The sequence below is a fragment of the Burkholderia sp. AU27893 genome (genome assembly GCF_002223205.1).
Classification (GTDB): Bacteria; Pseudomonadota; Gammaproteobacteria; order Burkholderiales; family Burkholderiaceae; genus Burkholderia.
The window spans coordinates 113,113-133,046 of sequence record NZ_NKFD01000002.1; the positions used below are offsets into that span (position 1 = coordinate 113,113).

The window sequence follows — 19,934 nt, forward strand, 5'->3', positions numbered from 1 at the left end:
CGGCCGCGATTTATTGCGCGACCGGCACCAGCTTGAAGTCGACCGGCTTGCCGACCGCCACCTTCTGCGGATTCGGGCCGAGCTGCCCCGTTTCGACATTGCGGCTGAACACGTAGAACGTATCGCTGTCCTGGTTGCCGACGATCAGCCACTTGCCGGTCGGATCGATCAGGAACTCGCGCGGCGTCTTGCCGAGGCTCGACTGGCGGCCGACCTGCTTCAACCGGCCGTCGGCCTGGTTCACCGCGTAGATCACCAGGTCGTTCGCGTCGCCGCGGTTGCTCACGTACAGGAAGCGGCCGTCCGGCGACAGGTGGATCGCACCGCCGCCGACCTTGCCCTTGAAGCCCGGCGCGGTCATCGACACGGTCTCGACCGGCGTCAGCTTGCCGTCGTGGTAGCCGAACACCTCGACCGACGCGTTGAGCTCGCTCGTCACGTACGCATACCGGCCGTCGGCGCCGAACACCATATGACGCGGGCCCGAGCCCGCCTTCACCGGCGTGTAGCGCGTGTCCGTCGGGCTGATCAGCCCGCGGCTGCCGTCCACCGTATAGCGGTAGCCGTAGATCTTGTCCGCGCCGAGATCCTGCACGAACAGGTAACGGCCGTCCGGTGAAAACACCGTCGAATGCACGTGCGCGCCGTCCTGGCGGCCCTTCACGGGCCCCGTGCCTTCATGGTGCACGGTCAGCGCGGCCTGCCCGACCGCGCCGTCGTCGCGCAGCGGAAACACCGCGAAGCTGCCGCCCGGATCCTTCGCGACCGAGTAGTTGGCGGTCACGAGGTACTTGCCGTCGGGCGACAGCGCGAGATAGCAAGGATCGTTCCCTTCCGACGACACGCGGTCGATGAAGCTCAACGCGCCCGTCTTCGCGTCGAAGCGGAACGCGCTGACGCCGCCGCGCGTCGTGGCCGGCCCGTCGTCGCCGGGCAATTCGTTGACCGCGTAGACGGTGCGACCGTCGCGGCTCGGCAACAGATACGACGGATTCACGGTCTTCGCCGACGACACGGGCGCAACACTGCCGGTTTTCGTATCGAAGCGGTAAACATAGATGCCGTCGCTGCCGCCGCCCGTATAGGTGCCGACGAGCAGGTTGTAGACGCCGTCGGCCGGGGCGGGCGATTGCTGCGCAAATGCGTGGGTCGCGGAAAGGGAAAGCACGAGCGCGAAACCTTTCATCCAGTGAGCGAGCCTAAGCGGGAACCCTCGTGTCGAAGCGCGTGCGTCACGCTCGCGTAAACGGTTGGGCATTGAATCCTCCTTGCATCGAGTCGCTTCAAGTGTTGAGATAGGACGAAACGCCGGCCGTTCATGCGCTCCGCCGCCCGGCCGAGTATACGGGGCGCGGTGCCAGCGCGTGAAGCCTTGGCCGCCGTCGTCCGCATTGTGAACTCGAATACCCAAGGATCGCCTGCCCATGCCTGCCCTGATCGAAGACTACGCCCTCGTCGGCGACGGCCACACTGCCGCGCTGATCGCAAAAGACGGCTCCGTCGACTGGCTGTGCTGGCCCCGCTTCGATTCGGGCGCCTGCTTCGCGGCGCTTCTCGGCACCCCCGAGCACGGCCGCTGGCTGCTCGCGCCGGCCGCCGACGCCGCGATCACGCACACGACGCGCCGCTATCGCGGCGACACGCTGATTCTCGAAACCGACTACGAAAGCGCCGACGGCGCCGTCACCGTGGTCGACTTCATGCCGCCCGGCAACGGCTGGTCCGAACTCGTGCGGATCGTCGTCGGCCGCCACGGCACGATGAAGATGCGCATGGAGCTGGTGTTGCGCTTCGACTACGGCTTCTCGATCCCGTGGGTCACGCAGCTGACCCGCGAGGACGGCATGAAGGCGATCGCGGGCCCCGACACCGTCGTGCTGCGCACACCGGTGCCGCTCACCGGCAAGAATCTCCACACGCTCGCGGAATTCACGGTGAGCGCCGACGAGCGCGTGCCGTTCTCGCTCAGCTACGCGGCATCCCACCTGCGGCTGCCGCCCGCCCGCGACCCGCTGTCGATGCTCGCGCGTACCGAGAACTACTGGCTCGAATGGTCGGGCCGCTGCCAGGTGCAGGGCCGCTACGCGGCCGCCGTGCGCCGCTCGCTGATCACGCTGAAGGCGCTCGCGTACGAGCCGACCGGCGGCATCGTCGCGGCGCCGACCACGTCGCTGCCCGAGAAGATCGGCGGCAACCGCAACTGGGACTACCGCTACTGCTGGCTGCGCGACGCGACGATCACGCTGCTCGCGCTGATGCGCGGCGGCTACTACGACGAGGCCCGCGCGTGGCGCACGTGGCTCGGCCGGGTGATGGCCGGCTCGCCCGAGCAGATCCAGATCATGTACGGGATCGCCGGCGAACGCCGGTTGCCGGAAATGGAGCTCGACTGGCTGCCCGGCTACCAGGACTCGAAGCCGGTGCGCATCGGCAACGGCGCCGCGAACCAGCTCCAGCTCGACGTGTTCGGCGAGGTGATGGCCGCGCTGCACCTCGCGCGGGTGGGCGGCCTGCAGGCCGACGACACGGTCTGGTCCGTGCAGTGCGCGCTGCTCGACCATCTCGAGAAGATCTGGCAGGAGCCCGACGAAGGCATCTGGGAAACGCGCGGCGGGCGCCGCCATTTCACGTTCTCGAAGGTGATGGCGTGGGTCGCGTTCGACCGCGCGATCAAGTCGGCGGAGATGTTCCGGCTGCCCGGCTCGCTCGACCGCTGGCGTGCGCTGCGCGACCAGATCCATGCCGACGTGTGCGCCAACGCGTGGCATGAAAGCAAACAGGCGTTTGCACAGAGCTACGGCAGCGACGAGCTCGACGCCAGCGTGCTGCTGATGCCGCTGCTCGGCTTCCTGCCGCCGGAAGATCCGCGCATCGTCGGCACGGTCGAGGCGATCGAGCGGGAATTGCTGCACGACGGGCTCGTGATGCGCTACCGCACGACCGAATACGACGACGGCCTGCCGCCCGGCGAAGGCACGTTTCTCGCGTGCAGCTTCTGGCTGGTCGACAACTACGCGCTGCTGGGCCGGATCGACGACGCGCACCGCCTGTTCAGCCGGCTGCTCGCGCTGTCGAACGACCTCGGGCTGCTCGCGGAGGAGTACGACCCGGTGGCCGGGCGGCTCGTCGGCAACTTCCCGCAGGCGTTCTCGCACGTGGCGCTCGTGCATACCGCGATGAACCTGATGCACCACGAGGACGCAATGGCGCGCGCGGCCGGCCAGCCTGCGCCGGCCGTGGCGACGGGGCGCTGAACGGGGGCGCGGGCGGCTTGGTCAGATAACGTCAAATCGCAAAACTTTGATGAAAAATCGGGGAAATGTTGCATTGCACCACCCATCGTTGTCCGATATGATCGACGCGATTGTCCGGCTGCAATGCAACATGGCCGGTCGCTGACCCACACGGCACGCCGCGACGCCCCACGCCGCCCTTGCGCACCGTCCCCCACGCGGGAGTAGTCTGCATGCTTTACCAACTGCACGAATTCCAGCGCGCCATGCTGAGCCCGCTGACGGCCTGGGCCCAGGCCGCGTCCAAATCGTTCGCCAATCCGTCCAGCCCGTTCTCGCTGATGCCCGGCGCGCCGCGGATGGCCGCCGCGTACGAGCTGATGTACCGGCTCGGCAAGGATTACGAGAAGCCCGAATTCAACATTCATCAGATCGTCAAGGACGGCCACAACATCCCGATCGTCGAGCAGACGATCGTCGAGAAGCCGTTCTGCCGGCTGCTGCGCTTCAAGCGCTATTCGGACGACGCCGACGCCGTCACGCAACTGAAGGACGAACCGGTCGTGCTGGTCTGCGCACCGCTGTCGGGCCACCACTCGACGCTGCTGCGCGACACCGTGCGCACGCTGCTGCAGGATCACAAGGTCTACATCACCGACTGGATCGACGCGCGGATGGTGCCGGTCGAGACCGGCCCGTTCCACCTGCACGACTACATCGCGTACATCCAGGAGTTCATCCGTCACATCGGCGCGCGCAACCTGCACGTGATCTCGGTGTGCCAGCCGACGGTGCCGGTGCTCGCGGCGATCTCGCTGATGGCGAGCCGCGGCGAGGACACGCCGCTCACGATGACGATGATGGGCGGCCCGATCGATGCGCGTCGCAGCCCGACGTCGGTGAATTCGCTCGCCACGCAGCACTCCACCGCATGGTTCGAGAACAACGTGATCCACACGGTGCCGGCGAACTATCCGGGCGAAGGCCGCCAGGTGTATCCGGGCTTCCTGCAGCACACGGGCTTCGTCGCGATGAACCCGGAGCGGCATGCGCAATCGCACTGGGATTTCTACCAGAGCCTGCTGCGCGGCGACGAGGACGACGCCGAAGCGCACCGCCGCTTCTATGACGAATACAACGCGGTGCTCGACATGGCCGCCGAGTATTACCTCGAGACGATCCGCGTCGTGTTCCAGGAATTCCGCCTGGCCGAAGGCACGTGGGACGTCGAAGGCGAGCGCGTGCGTCCGCAGGACATCCGGCACACCGCGCTGATGACGATCGAGGGCGAACTCGACGACATCTCGGGCAGCGGCCAGACGCACGTCGCGCACGAGCTGTGCACGGGCATCCCGCAGGACCAGCGCCGCAGCCTGACCGCCGAGAAGTGCGGTCACTACGGGATTTTCTCGGGCCGCCGCTGGCGCACGATCATCTATCCGCAACTGCGCGATTTCATCCGCGAACATGCACCGGAGCCGAAGCACGGTGCGACGAAGGATGTGCCGGAAACGCCGGCCGTCAAGACGCTCTCCGCCGTGCCGGCCGGCGACGCACCGGCCGAAACGACGCGCGCCACGGCAGCGAAGCGCGCGAAGGCACCGGCGAAGGCCGCCGCCCCCGCCAAGGCCGCACCGGCCGCGAAACGCGCCGCCGCCGGCAGCCCGCGCGCAAAAGCCGTGCGCACGCGCAAGGCCGCCTGACGCACCGCGTTCCAACGAAAAAACGCCGCCGTTGCCTGCGCACGGCGGCGTTTTTACATCGGGCGGGCGCTTCAGCGCGGTCAGCGCATCAGCGCCGCAGCAGATACGCGAGCAGCACTTCGGTGTTCATCCGCACCATCTCGGCGCGCTCGTCGGCGTCGGTGAAGTCGCGGCCGAGCGTCGCGGCGAGCGTGAAGCGGTTCGATACGATGTAGTAGCCGAGCCCCGACAGCGTCACGTAGAAGCGCAGCGGATCGACGTCGGTGCGGAACAGCCCGGCCTTCTGGCCGCGCGTCAGCACGTTGCCGAGCTTCGCGACGATCGGCGACATCATCTCGCGGATCCGCGTCGACTTGTGCAGGTAGCGCGCTTCGTGCAGGTTCTCGTTGTTGATGAGCCTGAGCAGTTCCGGATGGTCGCGGTAGTAGTCCCAAACGAAATGCGCGAGCCGCGTGACGGCTTCGACCGGCGCGACGCCATCGAGATCGAGCTCGCGCTCGGCCTCGGTGAGCGCGGAGAACGCGTGTTCGAGCACCGCCGTGAACAGCTGTTCCTTGCTGCCGAAGTAGTAATAGAGCATGCGCTCGTTGGTTTCGGCCCGGCGCGCGATCTGATCGACGCGCGCGCCGAACAGCCCTCCACTCGCGAACTCTTCGGCTGCCGCCATCAGGATGCGGCGGCGCGTACCTTCAGGATCTCTTTTGATTTTTGGCTGATTCATGGTGGCGTTTTGCTATGTGAGCCGCTTGATCCGAACCGGCACCCCCACCGCCTTGGCGCCGGCCGCCCTGGAACGGGCGGGCCGCGGGCGGCCGCCCTCCTGCTGAGCCCCTGCAAAAAAGCGGTTCGATTATGCGCACAGACGGCGTCCAGCGCAATGCGGGAAATCGGCGATAATCGAGCTTTGGCAAACCTTTCCGGCCGCGCCCGACGCGGCCGAGAGCCATTCGGCGCCGCTGCGCCCGTTGTCACCGTGACCGATTCCAAAACACTCGCAGATCGCATCGAAGATCTGCTTCCCCAGACGCAATGCACGAAGTGCGGCTATAACGGCTGCCGCCCGTACGCCGAGGCGATCGCCGCCGGCGATGCGAACTACAACCAGTGCCCGCCCGGCGGCGCCGAAGGCATCGCGCGCCTGTCGAGCCTGCTCGGCAAACCGGTGATTCCGCTGAACCCCGTCAACGGCAGCGAGCATCCGCGCGCGGTCGCCTTCATCGACGAGAGCCTGTGCATCGGCTGCACGCTGTGCATGCAGGCGTGCCCGGTCGACGCGATCGTCGGCGCGCCGAAGCAGATGCACACGATCATCGCGTCGCAGTGCACCGGTTGCGACCTGTGCGTGCCGCCCTGCCCGGTCGACTGTATCGCGATGCTGCCGGTGACCGGCGAACGCACCGGCTGGGACGCGTGGTCCCAGGAGCAGGCCAACGCCGCACGCGAGCACCACGACCTGCGGCTCGCGCGCCAGCGCCGCGAGCGCGAGGCCGCCGAAGCGCGCGCGGCCGCACGCCGCGCGGCGAGTGCCGCGAAACCGGCTGCGGCACAAGCGGAAACGCCGTCCGCCGCGCCGGCCGCCGCACCCGCGGACGACGCCGAAGCGAAGAAGCGCGCGATCATCGCCGCCGCGCTCGAACGGGCGCGCAAGAAGAAGGAAGAGCTGTCCGGGCAAGGCGCCGTGCCGAAGAACACCGAAGGCGTGAGCGCGGCCGTCCAGGCGCAGATCGACGCGGCCGAGGCGCGTCGCAAGCGGCTCGCCGAACAGCAGGCCCAGCGCGATGCCGAAGCTGCCGCCGCGAGCGGCAACGACGAAAAGAACGACGCAGGCAACGACGGCCCGGATGGCCCGTCCGCCCGGCCCGACCCGAACGCTCCATGAACGCCAGCAAACGACGCGCGATCTACGAAACGCTGCAGAGCCTCAATCCGCATCCGACCACCGAGCTCGAATACTCGACGCCGTTCGAGTTGCTGATCGCCGTGATGCTGTCCGCGCAGGCGACCGACGTATCGGTCAACAAGGCGATGCGGAAGATGTTTCCCGTCGCGAATACCCCGCGACAAATCGTCGCACTCGGAGAAGAAGGCGTCACCGAGTACATCAAGACGATCGGCCTGTACCGGACCAAGGCGAAGAACGTGGTCGCGACGTGCCGGATCCTGCTGGACCGCTACGACGGCGAGGTGCCGGCCGATCGCGAAGCGCTCGAAGGGCTGCCGGGCGTCGGCCGCAAGACCGCGAACGTCGTGCTGAACACCGCATTCGGCCAGCCGACGATCGCGGTCGACACGCACATCTTCCGCGTCGCGAACCGCACCGGGCTCGCGCCGGGCAAGGACGTGCGCGCCGTCGAGGCCGCGCTCGAGAAGTTCACGCCGAAGGAATTCCTGCAGGACGCGCATCACTGGCTGATCCTGCACGGGCGCTACGTGTGCAAGGCCCGCAAGCCCGAGTGCTGGCACTGCGCGATCGAACCACTGTGCGAATTCCGGCCGAAGACGCCGCCGCCGAACGAATGACGCGCCACCGCGGCTGACTGGCCGCAGGCCGCCCGGCGCCAGGCGGCCGGGCGCACGATGCGCGCCGCGTCGGCCGTTGACCGGCCGTCTAACCGCAACCACGATAGCGCGTCGCCACTCGCACCATCGCCCCCGCTTACCCCGTCCAGGCTATGCGTTGGACGTCGCCGTCGCGTCGTCTGCCGCCGCGCCGCCCGCGCGCACCAGCGCCAGCACGGCAGCCAGAATCGCGACGCCACCCGCCCACTGCAGCGGCGACAGCGCTTCGCCGAACAGCAGCGCCGCAAGCGCGACCGTCACGACCGGTTCGAGCGTCGACAGCATCGACGTGCGCGCGGCCCCGAGCCGTTCTAGCCCGGCAAAGAACGCGAGCATCGCCGCCACCGTCGACACGAGCGCGATCGCGAGCATCGACGCCCAGCCGCCGGCCGTCGCGGGCCAGCGCGGCGGCGCGCCGAACGCGGCGGTCCGCACGACGGCGATCGCCACGAGCGTCGCGGTTGCCGACAGGCAGATGATCGCGGTGGTCGCGAGCGGATCGACGCCGCGCGTCGCCTTCGTGCCGCCGACGATGTACAGCGAATAGATCACCGCGGCGGCCAGCGCGAGCGCGATCCCGAGCGGCTCGCCATGCCCGCCGCCGACCATCAGCGCCGAACCCGCGACGCACAGCACGAGCGCGACGGCCTTCGCGCGCGTGAGGCGCTCGCCGAGCCACCACGCGGCCAGCAGCGTGACGAACGCCGGATACAGGTACAGCAGCAGCGCGACGAGGCTCGCCTGCGCGTGCTGCAGCGCACTGAAATAGCAGAACGACTGCCCGACGTAGCCGAGCGCGCCCATCGCCACGAGCGGCGCGAGCGCACGCCCGCGCGGCCACGCGACACGGCGATGCCGGGCGATCGCGGCGAGCACCGCGCCGCCGATCGCAAAGCGCACGATCAGCAGCCCGAGCACGTCGACGCCGGCCGCATACGCGTAGCGGCCGAAGATCGCCATCGCGCCGAATGCGGCGGCGGACAGCGCGACGTAGAGCGTGCCCTGCAGGGCGGTGGACGACGGGCGGGCGGTGGCGGTCATGACGAAACGGGCGCGAGCGGCGTGGCGACGGAAATCGTCGGAGTGTAACGGCGCGGCGGCCGCGAGCCTAGCCCGCGCTTACCCGTTCCCCGGCGCCGGTGGCGGGCAGCGACGACCGGCCCGCGCCGCGCGCCGGCGCGACCCGTGGGCGACCGCCACTGACACCACTGCCGCCATTGCCACTGCAAACCCCGCTCCGCGCCCGCCGCCAGCGCCGTGCGCCGACCCGGCGTACAATGCGCGACGCGGCATCACGCCGTCCGAATCACGACGTTTCCCCACCATGTTCAATCCAAGCCGCGACGAAGTGCGTCGCTTTTTCACCGAGACCTGGCGCAAGCAGCGCGCCGGCGAGATCCTGACACCGCTGGAAGCAATGGCAGCCGACTGGATCGTCGAGCATCCCGAATACCACGACGAACTCGCCGACGCCGACGGCGTAACCGCGCGCGAGTACACGCCCGAGGAAGGCCGCACGAACCCGTTCCTGCACCTGTCGATGCATCTCGCGATCAGCGAGCAGCTGTCGATCGACCAGCCGCCCGGCATCCGCGCCGCGCACGACAAGCTCGCGGCCAAGCTCGACTCGACCCACGACGCGCAGCACGTGATCATGGAATGCCTCGGCGAGACGATCTGGGAAGCCCAGCGCACGAGCACGCCGCCCGATACCGACGCGTACCTGCAGCGCATCCTGCGTCGCGCGTCGCGCGACTGAGCGCCGCGGCGCCGGCGCGCGGACAAAAAAATACCCCGCCGTGGCGGGGTATTTTTGCTGCGCGAGCCCGTCGGGCTCGTCGCGCTTACTTCTTGAACACGAGATCGGTTTCTTTCAGCGACTCGATGTAGGCCGCGATGTCCTTCATGTCGCTGACCGACAGGCTCTGCACCTGCGCCTGCATGATCGCGTTGTTGCGACCGAGCAGCGGATTCGTCAGGCCCATCTGGTACTGGCGCATCGCCCACACGAGGTAGTCGGCGTGCTGGCCCGCGAGGCGCGGATATTCGGCGTTGATCGGCTTGTTCATCTGCGCGCCGTGGCAGGCGGCGCAGTTGTGCGATTCGACCAGTTCCTTGCCCTTCGTGGTGTCCGCTGCGTGCGCGGTACCGATCGCGAGGCCGGCCGCCAGTGCAACCGCCGCCGTCTTGAATGCGTTGTTCATGAATGCTCCTGTCCCGCCGGTCAGATCGGCGGCGCGCGCTTTACTTGTAGGGATTGTCCTTCGTGTCGGCCTTCTGGACGGCGTAGTACGCCGCCAGATCCGCGATGTCCTGGTCCGTCAGCGAACCGGCGATCGCATTCATCGACGGGAAGTGACGATCCTTCTTGCGATAGGCCTTCAGCGCGTTCTCGAGGTATTGCTGGTTCTGGCCGCCGAGGACAGGCACCCGGTAGACCTCCGGGTACGCCGCGCGGTAGTCCTGGATGCCGTGGCAACCGATGCACATGGCGACCTTGCTCGCCCCGTCCTTCGGGTTGCCGACCACACCGGCCGCCTGCGCGCTGCCCGCGAGCGCCACGAGCGCTGCGACAACGACGTGTTTGCCGACGAATTTGTTCATAGCTCTTGTAACCTAGCTTGAGGGGAAACTGGCGCCGAAGCGGCAACGGCCCGCGCCGTTATGCTTATCAGGTCGCCACGCAGGCCAAAAAAAACGGCCAGATTGTACCGCGTCGGCGGGGAACGCGTCCACAAGGCACCCCGGTTCGCCCCGCCACAGCCCCGCAACGATACGCGGGCGTGGCCCAACCGGACAGCCCTTCTGACTTATACTGGGTTTTTTTCCCCGATTGAGAAGAGCGCCGCCATGCGTTTCGAAGGGTCCTCGCACTACGTCGCCACCGACGATCTGAAGCTCGCGGTCAATGCCGCGCTGACGCTGCAACGCCCGCTGCTGATCAAGGGCGAGCCCGGCACCGGCAAGACCATGCTCGCCGAGGAAGTGGCCGCCGCGCTCGACATGCCGCTGCTGCAGTGGCACATCAAGTCGACCACGAAGGCGCAGCAGGGCCTGTACGAATACGACGCAGTCTCGCGGCTGCGCGATTCGCAGCTCGGCGACGCGCGCGTGCAGGACATCTCGAACTACATCGTCAAGGGCGTGCTGTGGCAGGCGTTCGATGCCGAGCACTCGAGCGTGCTGCTGATCGACGAGATCGACAAGGCCGACATCGAATTCCCGAACGACCTGCTGCGCGAGCTCGACCGGATGGAGTTCCACGTGTACGAAACACGGGAAACGGTTCGCGCGAAGCACCGCCCGCTCGTCATCATCACGTCGAACAACGAGAAGGAGCTGCCCGACGCGTTCCTGCGCCGCTGCTTCTTCCATTACATCCAGTTTCCCGACCCGGCGACGATGCAGAAGATCGTCGCGGTCCATTTCCCGGACATCCGCGAGGAGCTGCTGCGCGCGGCGCTCGAGAGTTTCTTCGAATTGCGCGGCGTGTCGGGCCTGAAGAAGAAGCCGTCGACATCCGAGCTGCTCGACTGGCTGAAGCTGCTGCTCGCCGAGAACATCCCGGCCGACCAGTTGCGCGGCGTGGATGCGAAGCAGATCGTGCCACCGCTCGCGGGCGCGCTGCTGAAGAACGAGCAGGACCTGAGCCTGCTCGAACGGCTCGTCTACATGAACCGGCACAACCGGTAATCCTCTCTCACCCGCGAAGGCCCGGCCATGCTGCTCAATTTCTTCTACGCGCTGCGCGCAGCCAAGCTGCCCGTCTCGGTGAAGGAATACCTGACGCTGCTCGAATCGCTGAAGGCCGGCCTGATCTCGCCGTCGATCGACGCATTCTACTTTCTCGCGCGGATGACGCTCGTCAAGGACGAGCAGTACTTCGACAAGTTCGACCAGGCGTTCGGCGCGTATTTCCACGGCGTGTCCGCGCTGCCGTCCGAAGCGTTCGACATTCCGCTCGACTGGCTAGAGAAGCGCCTCGAGCGCGAGCTGTCGCCCGAGGAAAAGGCGCAGATCGAGGCGATGGGGGGGCTCGACAAGCTGATGGAGCGCCTGAAGGCACTGCTCGACGAGCAGAAGGAGCGCCACGAAGGCGGCAACAAGTGGATCGGCACCGGCGGCACGTCGCCGTTCGGGCACGGCGGCTACAACCCGGAAGGCGTGCGCATCGGCGGCCCGTCGAACGGCAACCGCACCGCGGTGAAGGTGTGGGAAGCACGCGCGTATCGCGACTACGACGATTCCGTCGAGATCGGCACGCGCAACATCAAGGTCGCGCTGCGGCGGCTGCGCCGCTTCGCGCGCGAAGGCGCCGCCGAGGAGCTCGACCTGCCCGGCACGATCCGCAGCACCGCCGCGAACGCGGGCTGGCTCGACCTGCGGATGGTGCCCGAGCGCCACAACAACGTGAAGGTGCTGATGCTGCTCGACGTCGGCGGCTCGATGGACGATCACATCAAGCGCACCGAAGAGCTGTTCTCCGCCGCGAAGGCCGAATTCAAGCACCTGGAATTCTTCTACTTCCACAACTGCGTGTACGACCACCTGTGGAAGAACAACCGCCGCCGCCACTCGGAACGCACCGCGACGTGGGACGTGCTGCACAAGTTCACGCCCGACTACAAGCTGATCTTCGTCGGCGATGCAACGATGAGCCCGTACGAAGTGCTGCAGCCCGGCGGCTCGGTCGAGTACAACAACCCGGAAGCCGGCGCCGTATGGCTGCGCCGCCTCGCCGACCAGTTCCCCCATCATGCATGGCTGAATCCCGAGCCCGAGCGGCTATGGGAATACCGGCAGTCGGTCGCGGTGATCCGCGACCTGCTCGGCCATCGCATGTATCCGCTCACGCTCGCGGGCCTCGAAACCGCGATGCGCGCACTCAGCAAGTAACGCCCCCACCCAGACACGAAGGCCGCGTCCGAGCGGCCTCCCCCCGGAGATAGCATGAACCCCTCGCCCACCGCGAGCGCCAGCCGCGCCGGCGGCCGCCGCTTTTTTGCCGATACGTCCGTCTCGGCCCTCGTCGCCGGCTTCGTCGCGATGATGACGGGCTATACGAGTTCGCTCGTGCTGATGTTCCAGGCCGGCCGCGCCGCCCACCTCACCGATGCGCAGATCTCGTCGTGGATCTGGGCGCTGTCGATCGGCATGGCGCTGACGACGATCGGCCTGTCGCTGCGCTTTCGCGCGCCCGTCGTCGTCGCGTGGTCGACGCCCGGCGCCGCGCTGCTGATCGCCTCGCTGCCCGGCGTGCCCTACCCCGAGGCAATCGGCGCATTCGTCGTCTGCGCGGTGCTGCTGACGGCCGTCGGCGTGAGCGGGCTGTTCGACACGTTGATGCGCAAGATTCCGGCCGGCATCGCAGCCGCGCTGCTCGCGGGCATCCTGTTCGAGATCGGCATCGAGATCTTCCGCGCCGCGCAGTTCCAGACGGCGCTCGTGCTCGCGATGTTCTTCACCTACCTGATCGTCAAGCGGCTCGCGCCGCGCTACGCGATCGTGACAACGCTGATCGTCGGCACGGCAGTCGCCGGCGGTCTCGGCCTGCTCGACTTCAGCGGCTTTCACATCGCATTCGCGAAGCCCGTGTTCACGATGCCCGCGTTCTCGATCGCGTCGATCGTCAGCATCGGCATTCCGCTGTTCGTCGTCGCGATGGCGTCGCAGAACGTGCCGGGCATTGCGGTGCTGCGCGCGGACGGCTATCGGACCCCGTCGTCGCCGCTGATCGCGACCACCGGCCTCGCGTCGCTGCTGCTCGCGCCGTTCGGCTCGCACGGCGTCAACCTCGCGGCGATCACGGCCGCGATCTGCACCGGCCCGGAAGCGCACGAGGATCACGCGAAACGCTACACGGCCGCCGTGTGGTGCGGCACGTTCTACCTGGTCGCGGGGATCTTCGGCGCGACGATCGCCGCGCTGTTCGCGGCGCTGCCGAAGGCGCTCGTCGTGTCGGTCGCGGCGCTCGCGCTGTTCGGCTCGATCATGAGCGGCCTCGCGAACGCGATGCAGGACGTGAAGCAGCGCGAAGCCGCGCTCGTCACGTTCATGGTCACCGCGTCGGGCCTCACGCTGCTGTCGATCGGCTCGGCATTCTGGGGGCTCGTCGCGGGGATCGTCACGCAGGTGATCCTGAACGCGCGCCGCCCCGCGTGACGCGGCACCGCGCCCGCCGCTGCGGCCTTCGGACACGCCAGAACGTGCCCGACACGAATCGGGCCTAGAATAGCGGATCGGAGGCGGTGCCCGGCGCCGCCTCGCTTCGCCGCCGCGTTCGCGCGGCCCGTGAGAACCCGGCGCCTTGCGCCCTTCTTCCGAATCGCCATGACTACCGCACTCGACCAGCTGAAGCAGTACACGACCGTCGTCGCCGACACGGGCGATTTCCAGCAGCTTGCGCAATACCAGCCGCAGGACGCGACCACGAACCCGTCGCTGATCCTGAAAGCCGTCCAGAAGGATGCGTACAAGCCGATCCTCGAGAAAACCGTCCGCGATCATCGCAACGAAAGCACCGATTTCATCATCGACCGCCTGCTGATCGCATTCGGCACCGAGATCCTGAAGCTGATCCCGGGCCGCGTGTCGACCGAGGTCGACGCACGCCTGTCGTTCGACACGCAGCGCTCGATCGACAAGGGCCGCGAACTCATCAAGCTGTACGAAGCAGCCGGCATCGGCCGCGAGCGCATCCTGATCAAGCTCGCCTCGACGTGGGAAGGCATCCGCGCGGCCGAAGTGCTGCAGAAGGAAGGGATCAAGTGCAACATGACCCTGCTTTTCTCGCTCGTGCAGGCTGCCGCATGCGCGGAAGCCGGCGCACAGCTGATCTCGCCGTTCGTCGGCCGCATCTACGACTGGTACAAGAAGCAGGCCGGCGCCGAGTGGAATGAAGAGAAGGACGGCGGCGCGAACGATCCGGGCGTGCAGTCGGTGCGCCGCATCTACACGTACTACAAGACGTTCGGCTACACGACCGAAGTGATGGGCGCGAGCTTCCGCACGACCAGCCAGATCACCGAGCTCGCCGGCTGCGACCTGCTGACGATCAGTCCCGATTTGCTGCAGAAGCTGCAGGACAGCAACGAAACGGTCACGCGCAAGCTGTCGCCGGAAGCGCTGCAGGACAAGCCGGCCTCGCGCGTCGCGATCGACGAGGCCGCGTTCCGCTTCCAGCTCAACGACGACGCGATGGCAACCGAAAAGCTCGCCGAAGGCATCCGCGTATTCGCCGCCGATGCGGTGAAGCTCGAGAAGCTGATCGACTCGCTGCGCTGAGCCGCTGAGCCACGACAAGCGTCAGCGGCTGTCAGCAACACTGGCAACAGCCGTCAGCACGCGCGCCGCACACGGCCGCGAACGTCATGTTCGCGGCCGTTTTTAATTTTCATTCCATCGTCAAGCACGCGCACTACAATCCACGTCACGGGTGCGTCGGCCGCTTCCCGAGGCGCTCTTTCCCAGTCAGTCTTGCACGACGCCGATTCCGCGCAGATGCGCAGGCCGGCTCCCCACTACAGGAGACAACGATGCAAGTCCAACCGTACCTGACGTTCTACGGTCGCGCCGAGGAAGCCCTTCAGTTCTACGAAAAGGCACTCGGTGCGAAGACGATGTTCAAGATGCACTTCAAGGACGCGCCGCCGAATCCCGACTACACGATTGCGCCGGAGATCGCCGACAAGGTGATGCACGCGAGCTTCACGATCGGCGACTCGATGATCATGTGCTCGGACGGCGACTGCAGCCAGCCCGGCGGCGGCATGCACGCCGGCTATTCGCTGTCGTTGAACCCGGCGACGGTCGAGGAAGGCCAGAAGCTGTTCGATGCGCTCGCCGACGGCGGCGAAGTGACGATGCCGTTCGGCAAGACGTTCTGGGCGCTCGGCTTCGGGATGGCGAAGGATCGTTTCGGCGTGCACTGGATGGTCAACGTCGAGGATCTCTCGCAGCGCGAGAACCTCGCGGAGCGCGCGCAGGGATAACACGAAAGACAAAGCCCGCCACCTTGCCGGTGGCGGGCTTTTTCATCGCGTGGCCGGGCAGGCGGCGTCAGCCTTCCACCACGTCGAGATAGTCCTCCGGCCGCGTGCGATCCTCAGCATGCGCCATGCCCATCACGCGCACCAGCACGCTCACCGCCACCGCCACTACCAGGTTCACGATCAGCGACCACACGGCCGCGTAGCCGGGAATCGCGAGACCGAACAGGTGGATCGTGAAGATCGATCCGGCCAGCTTCAGCGAGATCGCCATCCACGTGCCGCACACGATGCCGGCCGCCCAGCCGGCCAGCAGGCCGCGATGGTCGAGCACGCGCGTGTACAGGCCGAGCACGATCGCCGGCAGCGTCTGGATGATCCAGATCCCGCCGAGCAGCTGCAGCTGGATCGCGTAGGTCAGCGGCAACCCGAGGATGAACGCCACCGCGCCGACCTTCACGATCAGCGACACCAGCTTCGCGACGTGCGTTTCCTGCTCGTGCGACATGTTGCGGTTCACGAACTCGCGGTGAATATTGCGCGTGTAGAGGTTCGCGGCCGCGATCGACATGATGGCCGCCGGCACCAGCGCGCCGATGCCGATCGCCGCGAACGCGACGCCGACGAACCACGACGGGAAATACTGGAGGAACAGCGCGGGCACCGCGAAGTTCGGGCCGAACGCCTTGAAGTACGGCGCGTACTGCGGCATGTCCTTCACGCCCGATGCGAGCGCCATGTAGCCGAGCAGCGCCAGCAGGCCGAGCACGAACGAATACGCCGGCAGCATCGCCATGTTGCGGCGGATCGAGTTGCCGGACGACGACGACAGGATCGCCGTCACCGAGTGCGGATACAGGAACAGCGCGAGCGCCGAGCCGATCGCGAGCGTCGCGTACGCGCTGTAGCCGTTCAGGCTCATCGCGTCGGGCGCCTTCAGCAGCAGCTTCGCGGGCGGCACGCTCGCGAAGATGTGCCCGAAGCCGCCGAGCTTCGCCGGAATCACGATGACCGCCGCGGCGATCGTGATGTAGATCAGGATGTCCTTGACGATCGCGATCATCGCGGGCGCGCGCAGGCCCGACGTGTACGTGTACGCGGCGAGGATCGCGAACGCGATGATCAGCGGCAGGTCGCCGACGAAGCCGGTCGTGTCGAAGCCAAGCGCACCGATCACCACCTCGATGCCGACGAGCTGCAGCGCGATATACGGCATCGTCGCGACGATGCCCGTCACCGCGATCGCGAGCGCGAGCATCCGGCTGCCGTAGCGCGCGTTGACAAAGTCGGCGGCCGTCACGTAGCCGTGCCGCTTCGCGATGCTCCACAGCTTCGGAAACACGACGAACGCGAACGGATAGATCAGGATCGTGTACGGCAGCGCGAAGAAGCCCATCGCGCCGGCGCCGAACACGAGTGCGGGCACCGCGACGAACGTGTAGGCCGTGTAGAGGTCGCCGCCGAGCAGGAACCACGTGACGATCGTGCCGAAGCGGCGGCCGCCGAGGCCCCATTCGTCGAGATGGGCGAGATCGCCGCGCCGCCAGTTCGCGGCCAGGAAACCGATGATCGTGACGCCGATGAACAGCAGCACGAAGACGAAGGTTGCGCCGAGATTCATCGCGCACCTCCCTGCGGGCCGCTCGCCTTCCACGCGTTCTTGGTCTTGAAGTACACGAACGCAGTGATCACCGCGCTAATGAAGACCCAAAGCAGCTGGTACCAGTAGAAAAACGGAAAACCCAACCATTGCGGTTCGATCTTGCTGTACGACGGTACCCAGACCATCGCAATCAGCGGCAGTACCAGCAGCCAGAGCCAGCGCTTGGCGGCCCGGTTGGCGTCGGCATCGTGAGCCATGACGTCTCCTCATCTTTCCCGGTTATCGATCTTGTTGAGCGGGTACGGCGCCGAGAGGAGCGCAAAACGGGTAGGCTGCGGCTCCCCTGGCTTCGCGCCAGTATAGGAGCCGCTCGCACGCGGTCAAGCAGGGGCGAACCCGAGGTGATCCGCCCCTTGTCGCGTGGTTGCACCGGCATGCCGCCGGTGCATGAAGCGTCAGATCGCGAACGCGGTGTCGCGTGCGCCGGTCGTTTCTTTCAAGGCTTTCACCCACTTGCGCGCGGGCAGCTTCAGCGTGTCCTCGATCAGCTTCGCGCGTTCGTCGAGCTGCGCGAACGGCACGTCGAGCGCGGGGCCCGAGAACGCGATCGCGATCCGGTTGCCGTCATGCACTTCCGGCAGCGCGATCACGCGGTGGTCGAACGCCGCGTTCAGGTGCTTCATGTTGCGCACGAAGCTCGGATGATCGCCGAACAGGTTGATCGTCGCGATGCTAGCATCCGCGAGGCAGCCGCGCACCGCACGGTAGAACGCGACGCTGTCGAGCACGGGGCCGCGCGCGGTCGCGTCGTACAGGTCGATCTGGATCGCGCCCGTCGTGCCGCGGTTGGCCGGGTCGTTGACGAAATCCCACGCGTCGGCTTCATGCACGGCGAGGCGTGCATCGTCGGGCGGCAGCGCGAACATCGTGCGCGCGGCGACGATCACGGCCGGGTTCAGCTCGACGGCCTCGACCTTCGCGTGCGGCAGGAAGCGGTGCGAGAACTTGGTCAGCGCGCCGGTGCCGAGCCCGAGCTGGACGATCCGCTCGGGCGTTTCGAGGAACAGTAGCCACGCCATCATCTGCTGTGCGTATTCGAGCTCGATATGCAGCGGCTTCGAGATCCGCATCGCGCCCTGCACCCATTCGGTACCGAAATGCAGGAAGCGCACGCCGCCCTCTTCCGAGAACGTGACGGGCGCGAAGCGCGGCTTGCGCGGGGCTTCGAGCACCGGTACGTCGTCGTGTTCGTCGATCTCCGGGCGGCGCTTCACGCGCGGCGGCTGGAGTTTGTCGGAGCCGTTGTACGCGGACGGCTTGCTGCGCTTGGACGCGCGCGCCTCGGCGGACGCGCGCTTGATCAGTCGGGTCATGTGTGAATCTCGCTGGGTGAAGCTGGTTTTAGCGGACGAGAGGATAGCATTGGTGGGAGAACGGAGACCGCGACCCACGCGCGGCCTCGCGTGACGTTGAATCGCGTCGGCGCTACGCTGCATTCGCGGATCACTGGAGAACACATGACGTCGAACGAAAGGAAGATCTGGTTTCCGGCCAAACGCTACGGCTGGGGATGGGGCCTGCCGGTGGCCTGGCAAGGGTGGGTCGTGCTGCTGCTGTTCGCGATCGGGATCGTCGCGAGCGCATGGCTCGTGCCACCACGCGAGTCGCCGTTCGCGTATGGCGCCTGCATCGTAGTGCTGGTCACGCTGCTCACCGCGGCGTGCTGGGTAAAGGGCGAGAAGCCGCGGTGGCGATGGGGCAGGGACGATTGAGCTTCGCTCGCCCCGCTGCTGCAACGGCGGGCCGGGAAGAAACACCTGTCCGCCTTCCATCATCGATACGCCGTGACAGCGCTCTGTCGAACGGCTGAATTGTCTCGGGTCCCGCGCAACGCAAGAATGTGACGAATCGGCCCTGCTCGGCAGGTCACATGCGCATTCGCCTTCGCCACGCCCGCATCCGGTACTGAACCGGCGTCACCCGTCGGTGCTGCTCGATCTGCCGACTGCTGCCCCGACCACCCCGTCCTGCACGCTCACGATGCCGCATTTGAGCGGCCGCACGGCGTTCGTGCGCACCGCTTGAAAATATACCCAAATAGGGATAAATTCGTCGATGGATCCATACATCAAACCGCTGTACTGGCTCGGCTCAGCGCGCAAGGATTTGAAAGCGATGCCGCAAGCCGTGCAGGACACGTTCGGCTATGCGCTGTATCTGGCGCAGACGGGACGCAAGCACGATCAGGCCAAGCCGTTGAAAGGATTCGGCTCGGCCGGCGTGCTCGAGATCGTTGAATCGGAAGACAACGGCACGTATCGCGCGGTCTATACGGTGAAGCTCGGCAGCAGCGTGTACGTGCTGCACTGTTTCCAGAAGAAGTCGTCGATCGGTATCGCAACACCGAGGCCGGACAGCGATCTCGTCCGCGAACGTCTGAAAGCGGCCGAAGCACACGCACAAGGAGTAAGGCGATGATCGAAATCGAACAGGGCAGCGGCAACGTCTACGCTGATCTCGGCATGCATGATGCCGCCGAAATGCGGGTGAAAGCCCAGCTCGCCGCGAAGATCGCGGAAATCATCAAAGCGCGCCAATGGACGCAGCAGCACGCGGCCCGGTTGCTCGGCATCACGCAGCCGAAGCTGTCGAACATGCTGCGCGGGCAGTTTCGCGGCGTCAGCGAAACGAAGATGCTCGAATGTCTGGCGAAGCTCGGACGCGACGTGCACATCGTCGTCGGGCCCGATCGTCAATCGGAAGTCGAAGGGCACATCGAAGTCGTCTTCGCAGCGTGACGGCCGCGCCTGGCCGATCGCGTCGGGAGGCCGATGGCAGATGCCGCAAG

At 66.8% G+C, this 19,934-nt stretch carries 21 protein-coding genes; 13 read left to right on the top strand and 8 right to left on the bottom strand.

The window, feature by feature from the left end:
* Positions 1–10 precede the first annotated feature (10 nt).
* On the bottom strand, positions 11–1,258 hold the full coding sequence (locus tag CFB47_RS13580; RefSeq protein ID WP_089456676.1) for a lactonase family protein: 1,248 nt from the start codon (positions 1,256–1,258) through the stop codon (positions 11–13).
* Positions 1,259–1,424: 166 nt separating this feature from the next.
* On the opposite strand from CFB47_RS13580, the gene CFB47_RS13590 reads away from it, so the two are divergent.
* Entirely contained in the window at positions 1,425–3,254 is a 1,830-nt protein-coding gene (locus tag CFB47_RS13590; RefSeq protein ID WP_089440715.1) for a glycoside hydrolase family 15 protein, read from the top strand.
* A gap of 212 nt (positions 3,255–3,466) precedes the next feature.
* Positions 3,467–4,936 (top strand): polyhydroxyalkanoate depolymerase, encoded by a 1,470-nt coding sequence (locus CFB47_RS13600; protein WP_089461458.1) that lies wholly within the window; start codon positions 3,467–3,469, stop codon positions 4,934–4,936.
* An 88-nt stretch (positions 4,937–5,024) separates the two neighbouring features.
* On the opposite strand, the gene CFB47_RS13605 is transcribed toward CFB47_RS13600, so the two are convergent.
* On the bottom strand, positions 5,025–5,657 hold the full coding sequence (locus CFB47_RS13605; RefSeq protein WP_039370405.1) for a TetR family transcriptional regulator: 633 nt from the start codon (positions 5,655–5,657) through the stop codon (positions 5,025–5,027).
* A gap of 156 nt (positions 5,658–5,813) precedes the next feature.
* Here CFB47_RS13605 and rsxB point away from each other — a divergent pair, with 156 nt between their 5' ends.
* Complete coding sequence (gene rsxB / locus CFB47_RS13610; RefSeq protein ID WP_089456678.1) at positions 5,814–6,815, top strand: electron transport complex subunit RsxB; 1,002 nt, start codon at positions 5,814–5,816, stop codon at positions 6,813–6,815.
* A complete protein-coding gene (gene nth / locus CFB47_RS13615) occupies positions 6,812–7,456 on the top strand; it encodes an endonuclease III (RefSeq protein WP_042976184.1) in 645 nt (214 codons plus the stop codon). The genes rsxB and nth overlap by 4 nt, the downstream gene beginning before the upstream one ends.
* Before the next feature lie 150 nt (positions 7,457–7,606).
* Here nth and CFB47_RS13620 read toward each other — a convergent pair whose 3' ends face one another.
* On the bottom strand, positions 7,607–8,536 hold the full coding sequence (locus CFB47_RS13620; RefSeq protein ID WP_089461459.1) for a DMT family transporter: 930 nt from the start codon (positions 8,534–8,536) through the stop codon (positions 7,607–7,609).
* 283 nt (positions 8,537–8,819) lie between these two features.
* Here CFB47_RS13620 and CFB47_RS13625 point away from each other — a divergent pair, with 283 nt between their 5' ends.
* Entirely contained in the window at positions 8,820–9,254 is a 435-nt protein-coding gene (locus CFB47_RS13625; RefSeq protein WP_089456680.1) for a DUF1841 family protein, read from the top strand.
* 85 nt (positions 9,255–9,339) lie between these two features.
* Here CFB47_RS13625 and CFB47_RS13630 read toward each other — a convergent pair whose 3' ends face one another.
* Positions 9,340–9,699, bottom strand: coding sequence for a cytochrome c (locus CFB47_RS13630; protein ID WP_011352792.1), 360 nt, complete (start codon positions 9,697–9,699; stop codon positions 9,340–9,342).
* Between the two features lie 40 nt (positions 9,700–9,739).
* Positions 9,740–10,099, bottom strand: a complete 360-nt coding sequence (locus CFB47_RS13635) for a c-type cytochrome (protein ID WP_089461460.1) — start codon at positions 10,097–10,099, stop codon at positions 9,740–9,742.
* 246 nt (positions 10,100–10,345) lie between these two features.
* Here CFB47_RS13635 and CFB47_RS13640 point away from each other — a divergent pair, with 246 nt between their 5' ends.
* The 5 genes from CFB47_RS13640 to CFB47_RS13660 all read left to right on the top strand — a co-directional run bounded on the left by CFB47_RS13640 (position 10,346) and on the right by CFB47_RS13660 (position 15,486).
* Positions 10,346–11,188, top strand: coding sequence for a MoxR family ATPase (locus CFB47_RS13640; protein WP_089461461.1), 843 nt, complete (start codon positions 10,346–10,348; stop codon positions 11,186–11,188).
* A gap of 27 nt (positions 11,189–11,215) precedes the next feature.
* The gene (locus CFB47_RS13645; RefSeq protein WP_034190734.1) at positions 11,216–12,391 is read left to right on the top strand and encodes a VWA domain-containing protein; all 1,176 of its coding nucleotides are present in this window, start codon (positions 11,216–11,218) and stop codon (positions 12,389–12,391) included.
* Positions 12,392–12,445: 54 nt separating this feature from the next.
* Positions 12,446–13,657, top strand: a complete 1,212-nt coding sequence (locus CFB47_RS13650; RefSeq protein ID WP_089456682.1) for a benzoate/H(+) symporter BenE family transporter — start codon at positions 12,446–12,448, stop codon at positions 13,655–13,657.
* 168 nt (positions 13,658–13,825) lie between these two features.
* The gene (gene tal, locus CFB47_RS13655) at positions 13,826–14,779 is read left to right on the top strand and encodes a transaldolase (protein WP_039370385.1); all 954 of its coding nucleotides are present in this window, start codon (positions 13,826–13,828) and stop codon (positions 14,777–14,779) included.
* 251 nt (positions 14,780–15,030) lie between these two features.
* The gene (locus CFB47_RS13660; protein WP_089456684.1) at positions 15,031–15,486 is read left to right on the top strand and encodes a VOC family protein; all 456 of its coding nucleotides are present in this window, start codon (positions 15,031–15,033) and stop codon (positions 15,484–15,486) included.
* A 67-nt stretch (positions 15,487–15,553) separates the two neighbouring features.
* On the opposite strand, the gene mctP is transcribed toward CFB47_RS13660, so the two are convergent.
* The 3 genes from mctP to CFB47_RS13675 all read right to left on the bottom strand — a co-directional run bounded on the left by mctP (position 15,554) and on the right by CFB47_RS13675 (position 18,459).
* Complete coding sequence (mctP, locus tag CFB47_RS13665; protein ID WP_089440723.1) at positions 15,554–17,104, bottom strand: monocarboxylate uptake permease MctP; 1,551 nt, start codon at positions 17,102–17,104, stop codon at positions 15,554–15,556.
* Complete coding sequence (locus CFB47_RS13670; RefSeq protein ID WP_011352801.1) at positions 17,101–17,343, bottom strand: DUF3311 domain-containing protein; 243 nt, start codon at positions 17,341–17,343, stop codon at positions 17,101–17,103. The genes mctP and CFB47_RS13670 overlap by 4 nt, the downstream gene beginning before the upstream one ends.
* 198 nt (positions 17,344–17,541) lie before the next feature.
* Positions 17,542–18,459 (bottom strand): spermidine synthase, encoded by a 918-nt coding sequence (locus CFB47_RS13675; RefSeq protein WP_089461462.1) that lies wholly within the window; start codon positions 18,457–18,459, stop codon positions 17,542–17,544.
* Positions 18,460–18,603: 144 nt separating this feature from the next.
* Between CFB47_RS13675 and CFB47_RS13680 the strand changes: the two genes are divergently transcribed.
* From CFB47_RS13680 to CFB47_RS13690, 3 genes are all read left to right on the top strand, one after another.
* A complete protein-coding gene (locus tag CFB47_RS13680; RefSeq protein WP_089461463.1) occupies positions 18,604–18,858 on the top strand; it encodes a hypothetical protein in 255 nt (84 codons plus the stop codon).
* 343 nt (positions 18,859–19,201) lie between these two features.
* Positions 19,202–19,564 (top strand): type II toxin-antitoxin system RelE/ParE family toxin, encoded by a 363-nt coding sequence (locus tag CFB47_RS13685; protein WP_046544690.1) that lies wholly within the window; start codon positions 19,202–19,204, stop codon positions 19,562–19,564.
* Entirely contained in the window at positions 19,561–19,884 is a 324-nt protein-coding gene (locus tag CFB47_RS13690) for a helix-turn-helix domain-containing protein (RefSeq protein WP_046544689.1), read from the top strand. The genes CFB47_RS13685 and CFB47_RS13690 overlap by 4 nt, the downstream gene beginning before the upstream one ends.
* The last annotated feature ends 50 nt before the right edge of the window (positions 19,885–19,934 follow it).